The 14778-nt window shown below is 63.7% G+C and carries 15 protein-coding genes; 9 read left to right on the top strand and 6 right to left on the bottom strand.

Features of this window, described 5'->3' with window-relative positions:
• Positions 1-185 precede the first annotated feature (185 nt).
• The 5 genes from hutI (at position 186) to hutH (ending at position 6292) form a co-directional block, all read left to right on the top strand.
• A complete protein-coding gene (hutI, locus tag QUG01_RS17440; RefSeq protein WP_500831204.1) occupies positions 186-1427 on the top strand; it encodes an imidazolonepropionase in 1242 nt (413 codons plus the stop codon).
• Positions 1428-1431: 4 nt separating this feature from the next.
• Positions 1432-2430, top strand: coding sequence for a formimidoylglutamase (gene hutG / locus QUG01_RS17435; RefSeq protein WP_500831203.1), 999 nt, complete (start codon positions 1432-1434; stop codon positions 2428-2430).
• A gap of 150 nt (positions 2431-2580) precedes the next feature.
• Positions 2581-4251 (top strand): urocanate hydratase, encoded by a 1671-nt coding sequence (gene hutU, locus QUG01_RS17430; RefSeq protein ID WP_500831202.1) that lies wholly within the window; start codon positions 2581-2583, stop codon positions 4249-4251.
• 61 nt (positions 4252-4312) lie between these two features.
• A complete protein-coding gene (locus QUG01_RS17425; RefSeq protein ID WP_500831201.1) occupies positions 4313-4699 on the top strand; it encodes a lipocalin-like domain-containing protein in 387 nt (128 codons plus the stop codon).
• A 60-nt stretch (positions 4700-4759) separates the two neighbouring features.
• A complete protein-coding gene (gene hutH, locus QUG01_RS17420) occupies positions 4760-6292 on the top strand; it encodes a histidine ammonia-lyase (protein ID WP_500831200.1) in 1533 nt (510 codons plus the stop codon).
• Positions 6293-6410: 118 nt separating this feature from the next.
• Here hutH and QUG01_RS17415 read toward each other — a convergent pair whose 3' ends face one another.
• Positions 6411-6698, bottom strand: coding sequence for a hypothetical protein (locus QUG01_RS17415; RefSeq protein WP_500831199.1), 288 nt, complete (start codon positions 6696-6698; stop codon positions 6411-6413).
• A 275-nt stretch (positions 6699-6973) separates the two neighbouring features.
• On the opposite strand from QUG01_RS17415, the gene QUG01_RS17410 reads away from it, so the two are divergent.
• On the top strand, positions 6974-7150 hold the full coding sequence (locus QUG01_RS17410; RefSeq protein WP_500831198.1) for a hypothetical protein: 177 nt from the start codon (positions 6974-6976) through the stop codon (positions 7148-7150).
• Positions 7151-7190: 40 nt separating this feature from the next.
• Here QUG01_RS17410 and QUG01_RS17405 read toward each other — a convergent pair whose 3' ends face one another.
• Positions 7191-8384, bottom strand: coding sequence for an amino acid aminotransferase (locus tag QUG01_RS17405; RefSeq protein WP_500831197.1), 1194 nt, complete (start codon positions 8382-8384; stop codon positions 7191-7193).
• A gap of 71 nt (positions 8385-8455) precedes the next feature.
• Positions 8456-8767, bottom strand: a complete 312-nt coding sequence (locus QUG01_RS17400; RefSeq protein ID WP_500831196.1) for a superinfection immunity protein — start codon at positions 8765-8767, stop codon at positions 8456-8458.
• Between the two features lie 176 nt (positions 8768-8943).
• On the opposite strand from QUG01_RS17400, the gene QUG01_RS17395 reads away from it, so the two are divergent.
• The 3 genes from QUG01_RS17395 to QUG01_RS17385 are packed head-to-tail and all read left to right on the top strand — an operon-like array spanning position 8944 to position 10954.
• The gene (locus QUG01_RS17395; RefSeq protein ID WP_500831195.1) at positions 8944-9402 is read left to right on the top strand and encodes a GNAT family N-acetyltransferase; all 459 of its coding nucleotides are present in this window, start codon (positions 8944-8946) and stop codon (positions 9400-9402) included.
• Positions 9403-9422: 20 nt separating this feature from the next.
• Complete coding sequence (locus QUG01_RS17390) at positions 9423-10067, top strand: alanyl-tRNA editing protein (RefSeq protein WP_500831194.1); 645 nt, start codon at positions 9423-9425, stop codon at positions 10065-10067.
• Positions 10064-10954: a DMT family transporter gene (locus QUG01_RS17385; RefSeq protein ID WP_500831193.1), complete on the top strand. Its 891-nt coding sequence runs from the start codon at positions 10064-10066 to the stop codon at positions 10952-10954. The genes QUG01_RS17390 and QUG01_RS17385 overlap by 4 nt, the downstream gene beginning before the upstream one ends.
• Before the next feature lie 61 nt (positions 10955-11015).
• Here QUG01_RS17385 and QUG01_RS17380 read toward each other — a convergent pair whose 3' ends face one another.
• From QUG01_RS17380 to QUG01_RS17370, 3 genes are all read right to left on the bottom strand, one after another.
• Positions 11016-12344, bottom strand: a complete 1329-nt coding sequence (locus tag QUG01_RS17380; RefSeq protein WP_500831192.1) for a gp53-like domain-containing protein — start codon at positions 12342-12344, stop codon at positions 11016-11018.
• A gap of 183 nt (positions 12345-12527) precedes the next feature.
• Positions 12528-13106 carry a tail fiber assembly protein gene (locus tag QUG01_RS17375; RefSeq protein ID WP_500831191.1) on the bottom strand — a complete coding sequence of 193 codons (579 nt, stop codon included), beginning with the start codon at positions 13104-13106 and terminating at the stop codon, positions 12528-12530.
• A gap of 10 nt (positions 13107-13116) precedes the next feature.
• Positions 13117-14772: a tail fiber protein gene (locus QUG01_RS17370; protein WP_500831190.1), complete on the bottom strand. Its 1656-nt coding sequence runs from the start codon at positions 14770-14772 to the stop codon at positions 13117-13119.
• Positions 14773-14778: the final 6 nt, after the last annotated feature.

Here is a 14778-nt window from a genome sequence, read left to right as displayed (position 1 = left end):
AGCAGATACAACCTGTGCATTGTTTGCAGGAAGCGGTGGGGCGAGGCTACCAACTTACAATTGGGACATAGCCTTTTTTATTGCCTTGCAACATCAAGGATTTGTAGCGGATTTTACAAATCAGCGGCTTGACAGTGCTAAACCATGCGCGTATTTGTATATACAAATCACTGCGCGAGAAACCGATGCCACCGATTCATCCGCACCGACCCAGCCTATGGCTGAATGCCCGGCTGGCCACCATGGACCCGGCCCGCGCCGCTCCGTACGGCAGCCTGGAAGGCCACGCGCTGCTGTTGCGCGACGGCCACATCGCGGCGGTGTTGCCGCAGTCGGAGGTCGATCCGGCCGCTTTTGACGGCGAGGTGTTCGACCTGCAAGGCCGTTGGGTCACGCCCGGCTTGATCGATTGCCACACCCACCTAGTGTATGGCGGCAGCCGCGCGGCGGAGTGGGAAAAGCGGCTCTCAGGCGTGCCTTACCAGCAGATCGCCGCCGAGGGCGGCGGCATCGTCTCCACCGTGCGCGCCACCCGCTGGCTGGACGAGGAGGAACTGGCGCTGAAGAGCCTGCCTCGGCTGAAGGCGCTGATGGCGGAAGGCGTCACCACGGTGGAGATCAAATCCGGCTACGGCCTGACCCAGGCGGACGAACTCAAGCAATTGGCCGCCGCGCGGCGGCTGCAGGATTCGCTGCCGGTGGAAGTGGCGGCCACGCTGTTGGCCGCGCACGCGGTGCCGCCGGAATACGCCGGCGACGCCGATGGCTATATCGATCTGGTCATCGAATCCATCTTGCCGGTGGTGGCCAGGGCCGGCCTGGCCGAAGCGGTGGACGTGTTCTGCGAATCCGTCGGTTTCACGCCGACGCAAACCCGCCGCGTGTTCGAAGCCGCGCGCGGCCATGGCCTGAAAGTGAAGGGCCACGTCGAGCAGCTGTCCAACCTGCACGGCGCGGCGCTGGTGGCCGAGTTCGGCGGCCTGTCGGCCGACCATATCGAATACCTGGATGAGGAGGGCATCGCCGCGCTCAAGCGTGCCGGCACGGTGGCGGTGTTGCTGCCCGGCGCTTTCTATTTCCTGCGCGAGACGCAAAAACCGCCGGTGGACAAGCTGCGTGCCGCCGGCGTGCCGATGGCGGTGTCCACCGATTTGAACCCCGGCACCAGCCCGTTCGCGTCGATCCGGCTGGCGATGAACCAGGCCTGCGTGCTGTTTGGCCTGACGCCGGAAGAGGCGCTGGCCGGCGTGACCCGCCTCGCGGCGCAGGCTCTGGGCCGCGCCGCCACGCATGGCCGCCTGGCGGCCGGCTATGTGGCGGACCTCTTGGTATGGGACATCGAACATCCGGCCGAGATCGCCTATAGCGTGGGCGTGCCGGCGTTGAAACAGCGCGTGTTCCGCGGGACGGTTCAACACATCGATTAAGCGCATGACCGCCACGCAAACGCCGCGGCTGCCTGCTGCGGCGGATGTGGCGCAAGACAAGGATTCAGCGATGAGCATCAATATGAGCGTGTGGACCGGCCGCATCGACGCCGGCGAAGGCGAGGCGGCGCGGCGCTGGCACCAGGTGGTGCAGGCCTTGCCGGAAGGCGGCGCGCCGGGCATCGCCATCATCGGCTTCGCCTGCGACGAGGGCGTGCGGCGCAATCAGGGCCGTATCGGCGCGGCCGGCGGCCCGCATGCCTTGCGCAAGGCCTTGGCCAATCTGGCCTACCACCCCACGCAGCCGCTGTACGACGCCGGCGACGTGGTGTGCGACGCCGGCAATCTGGACGCCGCCCAGCGCAAGCTGGCCTTGAAGGTGCAGCAAGTTTCCGCCGCCGGCCATCTGCCGTTGGTGCTGGGCGGGGGCCATGAAACCGCCTACGGCCACTGGCTGGGCCTGGCCGATGCCCATCCCGGCAAGCGCATCGGCATCGTCAATTTCGACGCCCACTTCGACTTGCGCCATGCCGACGAGGCCACCAGCGGCACGCCGTTTGCGCAGATCGCCGCCGACTGCGCGCAGCATGGCCAGCATTTCCGCTACTTGTGCCTGGGCGTGGCCGAAACCGCCAACACCCAGGCGCTGTTCGACACCGCGCGGCGGCTGGGCGCCGAATGGCGGCTGGACACCGACATGAACGGTTGGCAGCTGGCCGATATCCGCGGCCAACTGGCGGATTTTCTCGACAGCGTGGACGTGGTCTATCTGACCATCGATCTGGACGTGCTGCCGGCGGCGCAGATGCCGGCGGTGTCCGCCCCTGCCGGCTACGGCGTCGACATCGCCGTGGTGGAGTCGCTGGCTGCGCGCATCGCCAAGAGCGGCAAGCTGGTCGGCGCCGATCTGGTGGAATTCAACCCGGAATACGACATCGACAGCCACGGCGCCAAGGCGGCGGCGCGGCTGGCCTGGTCGTTGGCGCGCAATCTGCGACGTTAAAGCTGAATTTCAGCCACGAGGCCCACGAAAAGCACGCAAAAGCGTGGGCTGTGGATGAGCGAGAGGAAGCGTTGAGTCTGGTTTCTTTTCGTGTCCTTTCGTGGTTTTCGTGGCCAATCAGGCATATAAGTTTTACAGAGGAGAGCCCCCATGACCGACCCGCGTTTTGACGCATCCCGCCATATCCGCGCGCCGCGCGGCAGCGAGAAGACCTGCAAGAGCTGGCTGACCGAAGCCGCCTACCGCATGATCCAGAACAATCTGGACGCCGAAGTGGCGGAACACCCGCAAAGCCTGGTGGTGTACGGCGGCATCGGCCGCGCCGCCCGCAATTGGGAATGCTACGACAAGATCCTGGAGACGCTGCGGCGGCTTGAGGACGATGAAACGCTGCTGGTGCAGTCCGGCAAGCCGGTCGGCGTGTTCAAGACCCACGAAAACGCGCCGCGGGTGCTGATCGCCAACTCCAATCTGGTGCCGCATTGGGCCAACTGGGAGCACTTCAACGAGCTCGATAAAAAAGGCCTGATGATGTACGGCCAGATGACGGCCGGCTCCTGGATCTACATTGGCTCGCAAGGCATCGTGCAGGGCACCTACGAGACCTTCTTCTCCGTCGCCAACCAGCACTTCGATGGCAAGCCGCAAGGCCGCTGGATTCTGACCGGCGGCCTGGGCGGCATGGGCGGCGCGCAGCCGCTGGCTGCCACCATGGCCGGATTTTCCATGATCGCCGTCGAATGCGACGAAACCCGCATCGATTTCCGGTTGAAAACCCGTTATGTGGACCGCAAGGCCACCACGCTGGACGAGGCGCTGGCGATTCTGGAAGACGCCAAGCAATCGGGCAAGGCGGTGTCGGTGGGCCTCTTGGGCAACGCCGCCGACGTGTTCGCCGAGCTGGTGGCGCGCGGCATCACCCCGGACGTGGTCACCGACCAGACCTCCGCCCACGATCCGGTGCACGGCTATCTGCCGCAGGGCTGGACTGTGGCCCAGTGGCGCGACAAGCAGAAGACCGCCGCCGCCGAAATCACCGCCGCCGCCAAGAAATCCATGGCTGTGCAAGTGCGCGCCATGCTGACGCTGCAAGAACGCGGCGCGGCCACGCTGGATTACGGCAACAACATCCGCCAGATGGCGCTGGAAGAGGGCGTGCAAAACGCCTTCGACTTCCCCGGCTTCGTCCCGGCCTACATCCGTCCGCTGTTCTGCGAGGGCATCGGCCCCTTCCGCTGGGTGGCGTTGTCCGGCGATCCGGAAGACATCTACAAGACCGACGCCAAGGTGAAGGAACTGATCCCGGATGACCCGCATCTGCACAACTGGCTGGACATGGCCAAGGAACGCATCGCCTTCCAGGGCCTGCCGGCGCGCATCTGCTGGGTGGGCCTGAAAGACCGTGTCCGCCTGGGCCTGGCCTTCAACGAAATGGTGAAGAACGGCGAATTGAAGGCGCCCATCGTCATCGGCCGCGACCACCTGGACTCCGGCTCCGTCGCCAGCCCCAACCGCGAAACCGAATCCATGAAGGATGGTTCCGACGCGGTGTCCGATTGGCCGCTGCTCAACGCCTTGCTGAACACCGCCGGCGGCGCCACCTGGGTCTCGCTGCACCACGGCGGCGGCGTGGGCATGGGCTTCTCGCAGCATGCCGGCGTGGTCATCGTCTGCGACGGGACGGATGCCGCGTCCGAGCGCCTGGGCCGCGTGCTGCGCAACGACCCGGCCACCGGCGTGATGCGCCACGCCGACGCCGGCTACGACATCGCGGTGAACTGCGCCAAAGAGCAGGGCCTGGACCTGCCGATGCTGAAGTAAACGCGTAGGCGCGGAAGCCCCGCCAGCGGGGCGTTCCGCCTGCATCATGGGAGATTTGGCAGTGCAAGCATCAGACCTGATCGGCGAATGGAAGCTGGACGACTTCATCGTCCACCGCGAAAACGGCGAGGCCTTTCATTGGCCTGGCGAGCAGAGCGGCACGCTGATCTATACCGCCAGCGGCTACGTCAGCGTGGCGCAGAACCGCCAGCCGCTGGCCAATCCCAGCCCCGAAGACGCGCAGCGGGTGTCCAACTTCTACACCGGCCGCTGGCGGCTGGGCAAGGAGCCGGGGGTGGTCTACCACACCGCCTTGCAATCCAGCGCGCCGGCGGCAATCGGCCAGACCATGCGACGCGAAGCGGAGCGGCTGCCGGACGGGCGGCTCAAGCTGTCCGGCCAGGGATTGAAAGAACGCGTGACGCTGATCTGGTCCCGCATCGGCTGAATCCGGCCCGGATCAGCCATCGATGAGCAAAACATAAGAGAAGCAAGAGAGACAGAAGCCATGAGCATCCTCAACATCGTACCGGGCCAGCTGACGCTGGCCGACCTGCGCCGTGTTTCACGTGAAACCGGCCTGCAATTGCAGATCGATCCGTCCGCGCATGCGGAGATCGACGCCTCCGCCGCCACCGTGGCGCGCGTGCTGGCCGAGGGCCGCACCGTTTACGGCATCAACACCGGCTTCGGCCTGTTGGCCAATACCAAGATCGCCACCGACGAGCTGGAGCTGCTGCAGCGTTCCATCGTGCTGTCCCACGCCGCCGGCATCGGCGCGCCGATGGAAGACAGCAGCGTGCGCCTGGTGATGGCGCTGAAGATCAACTCGCTGGCGCGCGGCTTCTCCGGCATCCGCCGCCAGGTCATCGACGCGCTGGTTGCGTTGTTCAACCGCCAGATCTATCCGGTGATTCCGCAGAAGGGTTCGGTCGGCGCGTCCGGCGACCTGGCGCCGCTGTCGCATATGAGCGCGGTGCTGATCGGCGAGGGCGAGGCTTTTGTCGACGGCAAGCGCGTGTCCGGCGCCGAGGCGATGCGCGCCGCCGGCCTGGAACCGATCACCCTGGCGCCGAAGGAAGGCCTGGCCCTGCTGAACGGCACCCAGGCGTCCACCGCTTTCGCGCTGGAAGGCCTGTTCGCCGCCGAGGACCTGTATGTGTCCGCCACCGTGGCCGGCAGCCTGTCGGTGGAAGCCGCGCTGGGCAGCCGCACCCCGTTCGACGCGCGCATCCACGCCGTGCGCGGCCATCAAGGCCAGATCGACGCCGCCCGCCTGTACCGGCAGCTGCTGGACCATAGCGATATCGAACGCTCGCACGAAAACTGCGGCAAGGTGCAGGACCCGTACTCGCTGCGCTGCCAGCCGCAGGTGATGGGCGCCTGCCTGACCCAGATCCGCCATGCCGCCGAAGTGCTGCGCGTGGAAGCCAACGCGGTGTCCGACAACCCGCTGGTGTTCGCCGGCGACAACGATATCCTGTCCGGCGGCAACTTCCACGCCGAGCCGGTGGCCTTCGCCGCCGACAACCTGGCGCTGGCCATCGCCGAAATCGGTTCCTTGTCCGAGCGCCGCATGGCGCTGCTGATCGACAGCAATCTGTCCAAGCTGCCGCCTTTCCTGGTCAACAACGGCGGCGTCAACTCCGGCTTCATGATCGCGCAGGTGACGTCCGCCGCGCTGGCCAGCGAGAACAAGTCGCTGGCGCATCCGGCTTCGGTGGACAGCCTGCCCACCAGCGCCAATCAGGAAGACCACGTCTCCATGGCCACCTTTGCCGGCCGCCGCCTGAAGGAGATGGCAGGCAACACCGCCGGCATCCTGGGCGTCGAGCTGCTGGCGGCGTGCCAGGGCATAGACTTCCGCGCGCCTAACCAATCCAGCGAGAAACTGGAAGCGGCCAAGGCGATGCTGCGCGAGCAAGTGCCGTTCTACGATAAAGATCGCTACTTCGCGCCGGACATCGAAAAAGCCGCCGCCCTGATGGCCAGCGGCCGCTTCAACGGCCTGATCGGCGGCGGGGTATTGCCGTCGCTGTAAAGTAGGGCGGAAGCCCCGGCGTTGCCGGGGCGTTCCGCCGCATGAGCGTTATCCGTTTATGGTGATGGAAAGCAAGGGCAGGCCGGGAGGCTTGCCCTTTTGTCATGTTGAAATGGATTTACAGCAATTCGAATGAAAGCAACACCGCGCACACCGACATGCCGCACAGGCCAAAGATGAAGGCGATGTCCGCATGCCGTTCCAAACGGCCCCAACTGGGACGGCGTATCGATAAGTAAGACAACAAGGCGCTGATCAGGAAGATGACGCTGTCGTCGGCTAGCAGTTCGTCGATGATGGTGCCGACATGGCCAACCTTCATCAGCTTGATGATGGGGATGACGGTCATGCATACGCCCAGCATGGTGGCGGAAGTCGGCAGGATGTGGTGGGCAAGGTTACGCATGCTGCAATTCTCTTCATGGAGACACTAGGCGGCTGCGCCTTGGCCGCCTCATGGGGATAAGATCAGCAGATTCTAATGGTTGGATGTTGTGCAAGCTGCTAGCGGCAAGGACGGTTTGCAAAGAAACGTAAAGCCTGGCTGCCCAGCGAGAGCGGAATGGTTTTTCGCCGCTTGCTTGCGCTTGAGCGGCGTCACGGCCAAACCAACGCATTGTTCGCATTGCGCTTTGCTATTATATCCGCAACGGTTGTCCGCCTTTGCCGCGGCCGGGGAAGATGATTCTGGCCGATGTTGGGGAAATCGCCGCGCTGGCGCGCTCGCAGGCCGACGATCACAGCATCAAGCTGGCGCTGAGCTGTCTGCGGCTGGCCGAGCTGGAAGACGATGCCGGCTGGCTGATGCTGGCGGCGCATACTGCCCGGCTCGGCTGGCGCGACATGGTGCGCGCATGAAAAAAAGCGGCCGCAGCCGCTTTGCTGATTCTGCCCGCGCTTACTGCACCTTGGCGAAGGCCTGGGCCACGTAGGGCGCGTTGGCGGTGTTGAGGCCGGCCACGCACATGCGGCCGCTGCCCACCAGATAGACGCCGAACTGCTCGCGCAGTTTGTCCACCTGGGCCTGGCTGAAGCCGGTGTAGCTGAACATGCCGCGCTGGTTCATCAGGTAGCCGAAGTCGCGCCCAGGCAGCGCTTCCTTCAACACTTGCACCAGCACGCCGCGCATCGCCTGGATGCGCTCGCGCATCTCATTCACTTCCGATACCCACAGCGCCCTCAATTCCGGATCGTTCAGCACGGCGGCAATCACCTTGGCGCCATGCGTCGGCGGGCTGGAGTAGTTGCGGCGCACGGTGGCCTTCAGCTGGCCGGCCACCAGCGCCGCTTCGGCGGCGTCGTCGCACACCACGGACAAGCCGCCGCAGCGCTCGCCGTACAGCGAGAAGATCTTGGAGAAGGAATTGCTGACCAGGCAGGCCACGCCGGCATCGGCCATGGCGCGGATGGCGTAGGCGTCTTGCTCCAGGCCGGCGCCGAAGCCCTGGTAGGCGATGTCCAGGAAGGGGATCAGCTGGCGCGCCTTGGCCACGGCCACCACTTGGTCCCACTGCGCGTTGGTCAGGTCCGCGCCGGTGGGGTTGTGGCAGCAGGGGTGCAGCAGCACGATGCTCTTGGCCGGCAGCGTTTCCAGCTTGGCCAGCATGGCCGGGAAGTCGACGCCGCGGGTGGCCGGATCAAAATACGGGTAACGCTCCACCGTGAAGCCGGCGCCTTCGAAAATGGCGATGTGGTTGTCCCAGGTCGGGTCGCTGACCCAGACGTTGGACGTCGGGAAATAGCGTTTGAGGAAGTCCGCGCCCACTTTCAGCGCGCCGGAGCCGCCCAGCGTCTGCAGCGTGGCGATGCGGCCGCTTTTCACGGCCGGGTGTTCGGCGCCGAACAGCAGGATCTGGATGGCGTTGCGATAAGCCGCCAGACCGTCCATCGGCAGATACGTACACGGCGGCTGCGGCTGGCTCGCCAGCAGCGCTTCAGCCTGCTCCACCGCCTTCAGCCGCGGGATGCGGCCGGCTTCGTCGTAATACAGGCCGATGCTGAGATTGACCTTGTCGGCGCGGGCGTCTTTGCCGAAGGCTTCGACCAGCGACAAGATGGGGTCGCCGGCGTAGGCGTCGATATGTTGGAACACGAGTCTTCTCCTCTTAAGGTGTGGGCGCGCGCCTGTTGCGTCGGCGGGTCGCCCGGTGTGCGGCGCGGCGCTCAGGCCAGGTCGTCGCGTTTCAACGCCAGGCCCATTGCCAGCAGCCACGGCAGAATCAGCCATCCGCCCAATACATTCAGCAGCGCCACGGTGCGCAGCCGCGGGCTTTTGACCAGCAGCGCGGTGAAGGTGGGCACCAGGTAGGCACCTAGCATGGCCAGGCCGTCGCCCAGCCAGATGGCGGCCTCCACCAGTTCCGGCCGGCTCTGCCAGCTGCCATAGCACCATAGCAGGATGGCCAGCGCCAACAGCGCGAATAGCAGGTTTCTCAGCAGCGGCAATGGGTTCATGGAGAGGGCGGCGATGGGCAAACCCTTATCGTGCGAGTTTTTTCCTCGGCTGGCAACGGGCTTTTGCGTGAAACAAAGGAATGAAATTCCATAAATCAAGGTGGTTTTGGCATAAACACATTGTTTTCATGCCAAGCGCTTGTTGGGTGCCATAGACTTGTTTAGGCTAGGCCTTTTCAGAACGCAAGGGCGTGGCCATGGCGGTGCACATCGATTGCGATCCGCGGCGGCTGGAGCGCGAGCGGATCTACCAGTATCTGTCGCAGCAGTCGTACTGGGCGCGCGGGCTGCCGCGCGACATCTTCGAGCGCTCGCTTGAGCATTCCCTATGCTTTGGCGCCTATGACGAGGTGGGTAGCCAAGTCGGCTTTGGCCGGGTGGTGACCGACCGCGCCACCTTTGCCTATCTGGCCGATATCTTTGTGCTGGATGGGCGGCAAGGGCAGGGCATAGGCAAGCAGATCGTCGCCGCCATGCTGGCGCATCCAGAGCTGCAGAACCTGCGCCGCATGATGCTGGCCACTGCCGATGCCCACGGCTTGTACGGGCAATACGGCTTCACGCCGCTATCCAGACCAGAGCGGCTGATGGAGAGGCTGGAGCAGGGGGTGTACCAGCGGCTGGCGCATGAAGGCCAGGCGGGCGACGCAGGATGATGTCGAAGGAGGCGGCAGACATGACCCGCAAGCAATTCTGGTGCGATCCATATCAGACGGAACTCCTGACCCGCGTCCGACGCGTGGAGGGCGAACGGGTATGGTTGGACGCCACCATCTTCTATGCCTTCTCTGGCGGCCAGGAGAGCGACAGCGGCAGCATAGGCGGCCGCTCTGTTTGCTTGGCGGAGAAGCAAGGGCCGGACATCGTCTATACGCTGGAGCCGGGCCACGGCCTGCAAGCCGGCGCCGAGGTGGCGGTGAAAATAGACTGGCCGCGCCGCTACCGGCTGATGCGGCTGCATTTCGCCGCAGAACTGGTGCTGGAAGTGATCTGCCGCCAGGCGGCCGGCGTGGAGAAGATCGGCGCCCACATCGCCGAGGACAAGGCGCGGATAGACTTTGCCCTAGGCCAGCCGATCACTGCCTTGCTGCCCGCTATTGCCGCCGAGGCGCAGCGGCTGATCGAGGCCGATCTGCCCATCGTCAGCGCCTTTTCCGATGTGGCGGCCGAGCGCCGCTACTGGGAGTTGCCCGGCTTCGCCCGCGTGCCTTGCGGCGGCACCCACCTCAAGCGCAGCGGCGAAGTGGGTAACATCGCCCTCAAGCGCCGCAATCTCGGCAAGGGCAAAGAGCGCGTCGAAATTTATTTATTGGATGAATGATGTGGTATGACTTTGCCGCAGTCGGCGCCGCCGGCTGCTGGGCCTTGGGCGGCCTGCTGGGCGCCGCGCCCTCCCGCCATTTCGGCCCTTTTGCCTTCACCCGCTTGCGGCTGACGCTGCTGACCATCGTATTAGGCGCTTACAGCCTGCTGTCTGGCGGCTGGCACAGCATCAGCGCGGCCGCATTGTGGCCGGTTCTCATTTCCGGCCTGGCTGGAATCTTCCTGGGCGACACGGTGATGTTCGCCTCGATGAACCGGCTGGGGCCGCGCCGCACCGGCCTGTTGTTCGCCATGCACTCAGTGTTCTCGGTGCTGTTGGGCGTGCTGTTTCTGTCTGAACGCCTGAGCGCCGGCGCCATGCTGGGCAGCGCGCTGGTGTTTGGCGGCGTGCTGCTGGCGGTGGCCTTTGGCCGGCGCGAAGTGGCCGCCCACGTATGGGAGCGCAACGACAAGCTGGCTTCTGGCGTCGCCCTGGGCCTGGCTGCCGCGCTATGTCAGGCGCTGGGCACCTTCTTTGCTAAGCCGGCGATGGCGGCCGGGCTGGAGCCGATGACCGCATCGGCGCTGCGCATGGGCGTCAGCTGCGGCGCGCATTATCTGCTGTGGTGCAGCGGCTGGCGCCTGGCGAAAAGCCGCGGGCCGTACACGCTGCGCATGCTGGGCCAGACCGCCCTGAACGGCCTGGTGGCGCTCGGCTTGGGCATGACGCTGATCATGCTGGCTCTGCAGCATGCCAATGTAGCGACCGTTGGCATCCTGTCCGCGCTAAGTCCGGTGCTGATCCTGCCCATGCTGTGGGTCACGTTGCGCCGCCCGCCGCCGCCGCTGGCCTGGATAGGCGCGGCGGTCAGCTGTGCAGGCACTGCGCTGGTGGTGCTGCGCTGAGCTGTGCCACACCATGCAAAAACCGCGCTGAACAGGCGCGGTTTCACGTGGAACATGCGCTTTAAATGCCGATGGCGATCCAGGAAATGGTCCCCGCGTTGGAAGAGGACGATGAATTGGATAACGTCATGCCGGTGTTGGAGTAGCTGCTGACTACAGTGTTGTAAGCGCTGTTGTTGTTGATGGCGATAGGCGGGATCAACGGACCCGTGCTGAATGGGGTTTTGAAGGATACCTGGGTCGATGCGATGCCAGCTTGAATGGAGGCGGTTCCCCACTGGAGCGTCAGGCCGTTGGGAAATTTTTGGTAGCCCGGATTATCCAAAATGCTGGCAAAGGCGCCAAGAATAGAAGAGGCGACGTGTTCGACATTGGCGACCTGCTTGGCATTGGCTCCGGGCAAAGGAGTAGGCGTTGTAGGCACCCCGGCCAAGGCCAGGCCGTCCTTGGTGGCGTTGGCCACGGCGACACCGGAGACTTGCAAGGAAAGCAGATCAGCTATGCCGTCGATATCGCCGAGATAGAGTTTGTTTTCCCCCATGCCAAACACGCGGCCCGTCGTGTTTTTCGCATTGGAGGTGCGAAGGAAATCCCCATATTTCAATGTACGGGAAGCATCAATAGCAGTCTGCAGATCGGTTTTGCTGGCGCCGTCTGTAATGCCATAACCAGAGAGCGTGCTGGATTTGTCGGCTTTGGCAGCAAGCTGCTTGGTAATGGTGGCGGCATAATTGCTATCGTTGCCCAGAGCAGTTGCCAACTCCTTCAGCGTGTTCAGCGTATCCGGCGCGCCCGACACCAGGTTGTTGATGGCAGTTTGCACATACTCCACATTGGCCACTTGTTTGGCGTTGGCGTTCACGGCGGGGGTTGTTGTGGTGGGCGTGCCATTTAAGGCCATGCCATCTTTGGTGGCACCAGCCACGGCGATGCCGGCGACTTGCAAGGAAAGCTGCTCGGCTACGCCGTCGATGTCGCCTAGATAGAGTCTATTCTCGCCTATGCCAATTACGCGACCCGTCGCATTTTTTGAGTTGGTGGTACGAAGGAAGTCGCCATATCTCAGCGTGTGGGAAGCATCCATGGAGATTTGCAAGTCGGTTTTGCTGGCCCCATCCGTGATGCCATATCCCGCCAATGTAGTTGGCTTTTGATTGCCGCCCCAGGCGATGTTCTGTACCGCCTGCAGCAGCTGATCCTTGCGCGCCGGGTCCGGGTTTTGGCCGTTGCTCTTGATGACGGACAGCAGTTCCTGCTGCGTGGTTTGCACCGCGGATTGGACGCCGTTGAGCCAGTCCGAGGTGACGATGGTGCCGAGTTCGCCGGTGGCGGGGTTGCCGTCATGGAACAGGCCGTCCGGGCTGGTGATGGGTTTGAGCTGGTCTTGCATGGAAAGCGCCTCCCGCTGGTAATGAGAAATCGGCCGCTGGGGCCGATGACAGATGTCGCCGATTGAGAATGGAGACGATTGTGCGGCAGGAGGCTTGGGGGGATCAGTGGACGGATTTCAGTGCGCGCAAAGCGCAAAACGGCAGCATGCGCCACCGTTTAGCAGAGGAAAGCCTGACGATATCTAGGCGGGTTGTTTGGGCCAGTCGGTTTCCACCAGCCGCGGCCACATTGCCAAATCCGGCAGGCGGGACAACTCTACGCAGTAGCGTTTCCAGGCTGCCAGTTTGTCCAGCTCAGCCGCAGAGGCGATGCCGAGCGATTCGGCGTCCTCCAAGGGACGTCGGGCGGCGTAGGCGTCGGCCAGGCGCTGCTTCAATTCCGCGGCAGTCTTCTGCGCCAGCGCGGCGGCCTGAGCCGTTTTGTTGATGCTCCAGCCCTTGCCGTCCCAGGCTGGGAATTCGCACGGTTGCAGCAGCGTGGCGCGCAGGCTGTCCGGCGTGTCGCCCAGTTTGGCCTGCACCGGCTGCGCGGTTTGGACGCTCCACAATTTGACGGCGCGCCAGTCGGGCATGATGCTCCAGCTACCGTTACTGAAGACGGCGGCCTGGCGCTCCGCAGTGACCGGCGGCTGCAGCTCGGTGCTGTAAGCCGGCAACAGCCAGACGCCGGGTTGCAGCGGCGACGGGTCGGCCGCGGTCGGGCCCTGGTATTCGCCGGTTTGCGGGTGGTAGGCGTAGACGGTTTTGTTGTTGTCTTGCATGGCGGAATCCTCAGTATTTGATGCAGGCGAGCAGAGCGACGTTGCGGGGGCGAGTTGAGAAGGCACCGTTATCGCCGGAACCGGGAACTGCGGATGCATTGGCAACGTAATAGGTTGTATTGTTCAGATCAGTTGGGGTTTTATTTCCCTCGACCACTGTGTTGGTCCAATCATTTTCGGTATCCCATGCGCCAACTGCGAAGGTGCCTGCAGGATAAGCGCCGCTATACTTATCGATCAGACAGCGAATCGCGGTGGGGTTTTGTCGAGTGCCGAAGCCGCGTCCGTTATCCACGCCGCGACCGTCATCCCAGCCGCGAACGAACTCGCCGCGCAGGTCCGGCAGGTTGAAAGTGGTGGAGCCGTCGCCCGCGCCATAATAGGTGCCAAGCGCCGCGAACAAGGACGGATAGTCTTTGCGGCTGACTGCTGCGCCATTAGCTTTGAGCCATCCTTGCGGCGGAGCGGACATGGCGAAGAAGGCGACCTGGCCGGTCAGATAGCCTTCATGGATTAGCGTGTACCATGGGTTCCAGCGCTTGGCGCTATCATCATTGCGAGTACGGAAACGCATCACGTTTCCATTGATGTAGTCGGCTGTTAACTGGCAAGCATAGTCGCTTGTCGTGTTCAAGCCGCCGAAGGAGATATACGGGCCGTCGATGCCGCTGCTGGATGTGTGGTAATTGAAACCCATTTCTCCGGCTGTTACAGAGTTGTCGAGGGATGTACCGTCATCAGCATGAACCCGGTAGCGACGTTTCTTGATGATTTGACTGTCATTTCCCGAATGCCACACGCGGTATTCGCTGCCTGTTGCCTCTTTCAAAACCAAGGTATCGTCACCATAGCTTTTGTGCACCAAGGCCACGGCGCTATTGCCGGGACGGTGCAGGCCCAGCGACGGGAAGTCGGTGCCGGTGGAGCGCAGCTCCAGCGTGCCATTGGTGTAGAGATTATTGTCGTAGACGTTGGGCGTGGTTTTGAAGATCTGCGACGTTTGCGCGGTGGACAGCGCCAGCGTGTTGATGCCGTAGCCGGCCAGCGAGCTGGATTTGTCGGCCTTGCCGGCCAGCTTGTTGGTGATGGTGGCGGCGAAGTTGTTGTCGTTGCCCAGCGCGGCCGCCAGTTCCTGCAGCGTGTTCAGCGCGCCGGGCGCGCCGCTGACGAGTCCATCCACTGCCGCTTTCAGCTCTGCCTTGGTGGCGCCGTCGGTGATGCCGTAGCCGGCCAACGTGGTGGCGGCGTCGGCCAGCTTTTGCCATTGGGTCCAGTTGCCGCGGTAGCGGCAGCGGTACCAGCAGCCGGCATTGTTGTAGGACTGATATTGCTGGTAGACCATCTCGCCATCGGCAAAAGCGAACAGCAGACCGGCGTACGGCACCGGGTAATTGGCGCCGTTGGTGGCATAAGCATTGGCTGGATTGTGGTACAGACCATCGTCCGTGATGTTGTTCAAATCGACCCTATCGCCGAGCTGGGGTCGCAGCGTCAAACCATCCGTAATGCCGTATCCCGCCAGGGTGGTGGGCTTGCTGTTGCCGCCCCAGGCGATTTTCTTCACGGCCTGCAATAGCTGATCCTGGCGCGCCGGATCGCTGGCTTGGCCGGTGTCCTTGAGCACCGACAGCACTTCCTGTTGGGTGGCCTGGAGGGCGGATTGCACATTGTT

The organism is Chromobacterium sp. CCUG 76385 (genome assembly GCF_059916625.1).
Note: the sequence above shows the minus strand (reverse complement) of the source record. Positions and strands in the feature narration are given on the sequence as shown.

Bases quoted from the DNA above. Each gene is read 5' to 3' on its own strand.
- hutI (WP_500831204.1), top strand. From the start codon at position 186: ATGCCACCGATTCATCCGCACCGACCCAGCCTATGGCTGAATGCCCGG.
- hutG (WP_500831203.1), top strand. From the start codon at position 1,432: ATGACCGCCACGCAAACGCCGCGGCTGCCTGCTGCGGCGGATGTGGCG.
- hutU (WP_500831202.1), top strand. From the start codon at position 2,581: ATGACCGACCCGCGTTTTGACGCATCCCGCCATATCCGCGCGCCGCGC.
- hutH (WP_500831200.1), top strand. From the start codon at position 4,760: ATGAGCATCCTCAACATCGTACCGGGCCAGCTGACGCTGGCCGACCTG.
- QUG01_RS17415 (WP_500831199.1), bottom strand. From the start codon at position 6,698: ATGCGTAACCTTGCCCACCACATCCTGCCGACTTCCGCCACCATGCTG.
- QUG01_RS17410 (WP_500831198.1), top strand. From the start codon at position 6,974: ATGATTCTGGCCGATGTTGGGGAAATCGCCGCGCTGGCGCGCTCGCAG.
- QUG01_RS17395 (WP_500831195.1), top strand. From the start codon at position 8,944: ATGGCGGTGCACATCGATTGCGATCCGCGGCGGCTGGAGCGCGAGCGG.
- QUG01_RS17390 (WP_500831194.1), top strand. From the start codon at position 9,423: ATGACCCGCAAGCAATTCTGGTGCGATCCATATCAGACGGAACTCCTG.
- QUG01_RS17385 (WP_500831193.1), top strand. From the start codon at position 10,064: ATGATGTGGTATGACTTTGCCGCAGTCGGCGCCGCCGGCTGCTGGGCC.
- QUG01_RS17380 (WP_500831192.1), bottom strand. From the start codon at position 12,344: ATGCAAGACCAGCTCAAACCCATCACCAGCCCGGACGGCCTGTTCCAT.
- QUG01_RS17375 (WP_500831191.1), bottom strand. From the start codon at position 13,106: ATGCAAGACAACAACAAAACCGTCTACGCCTACCACCCGCAAACCGGC.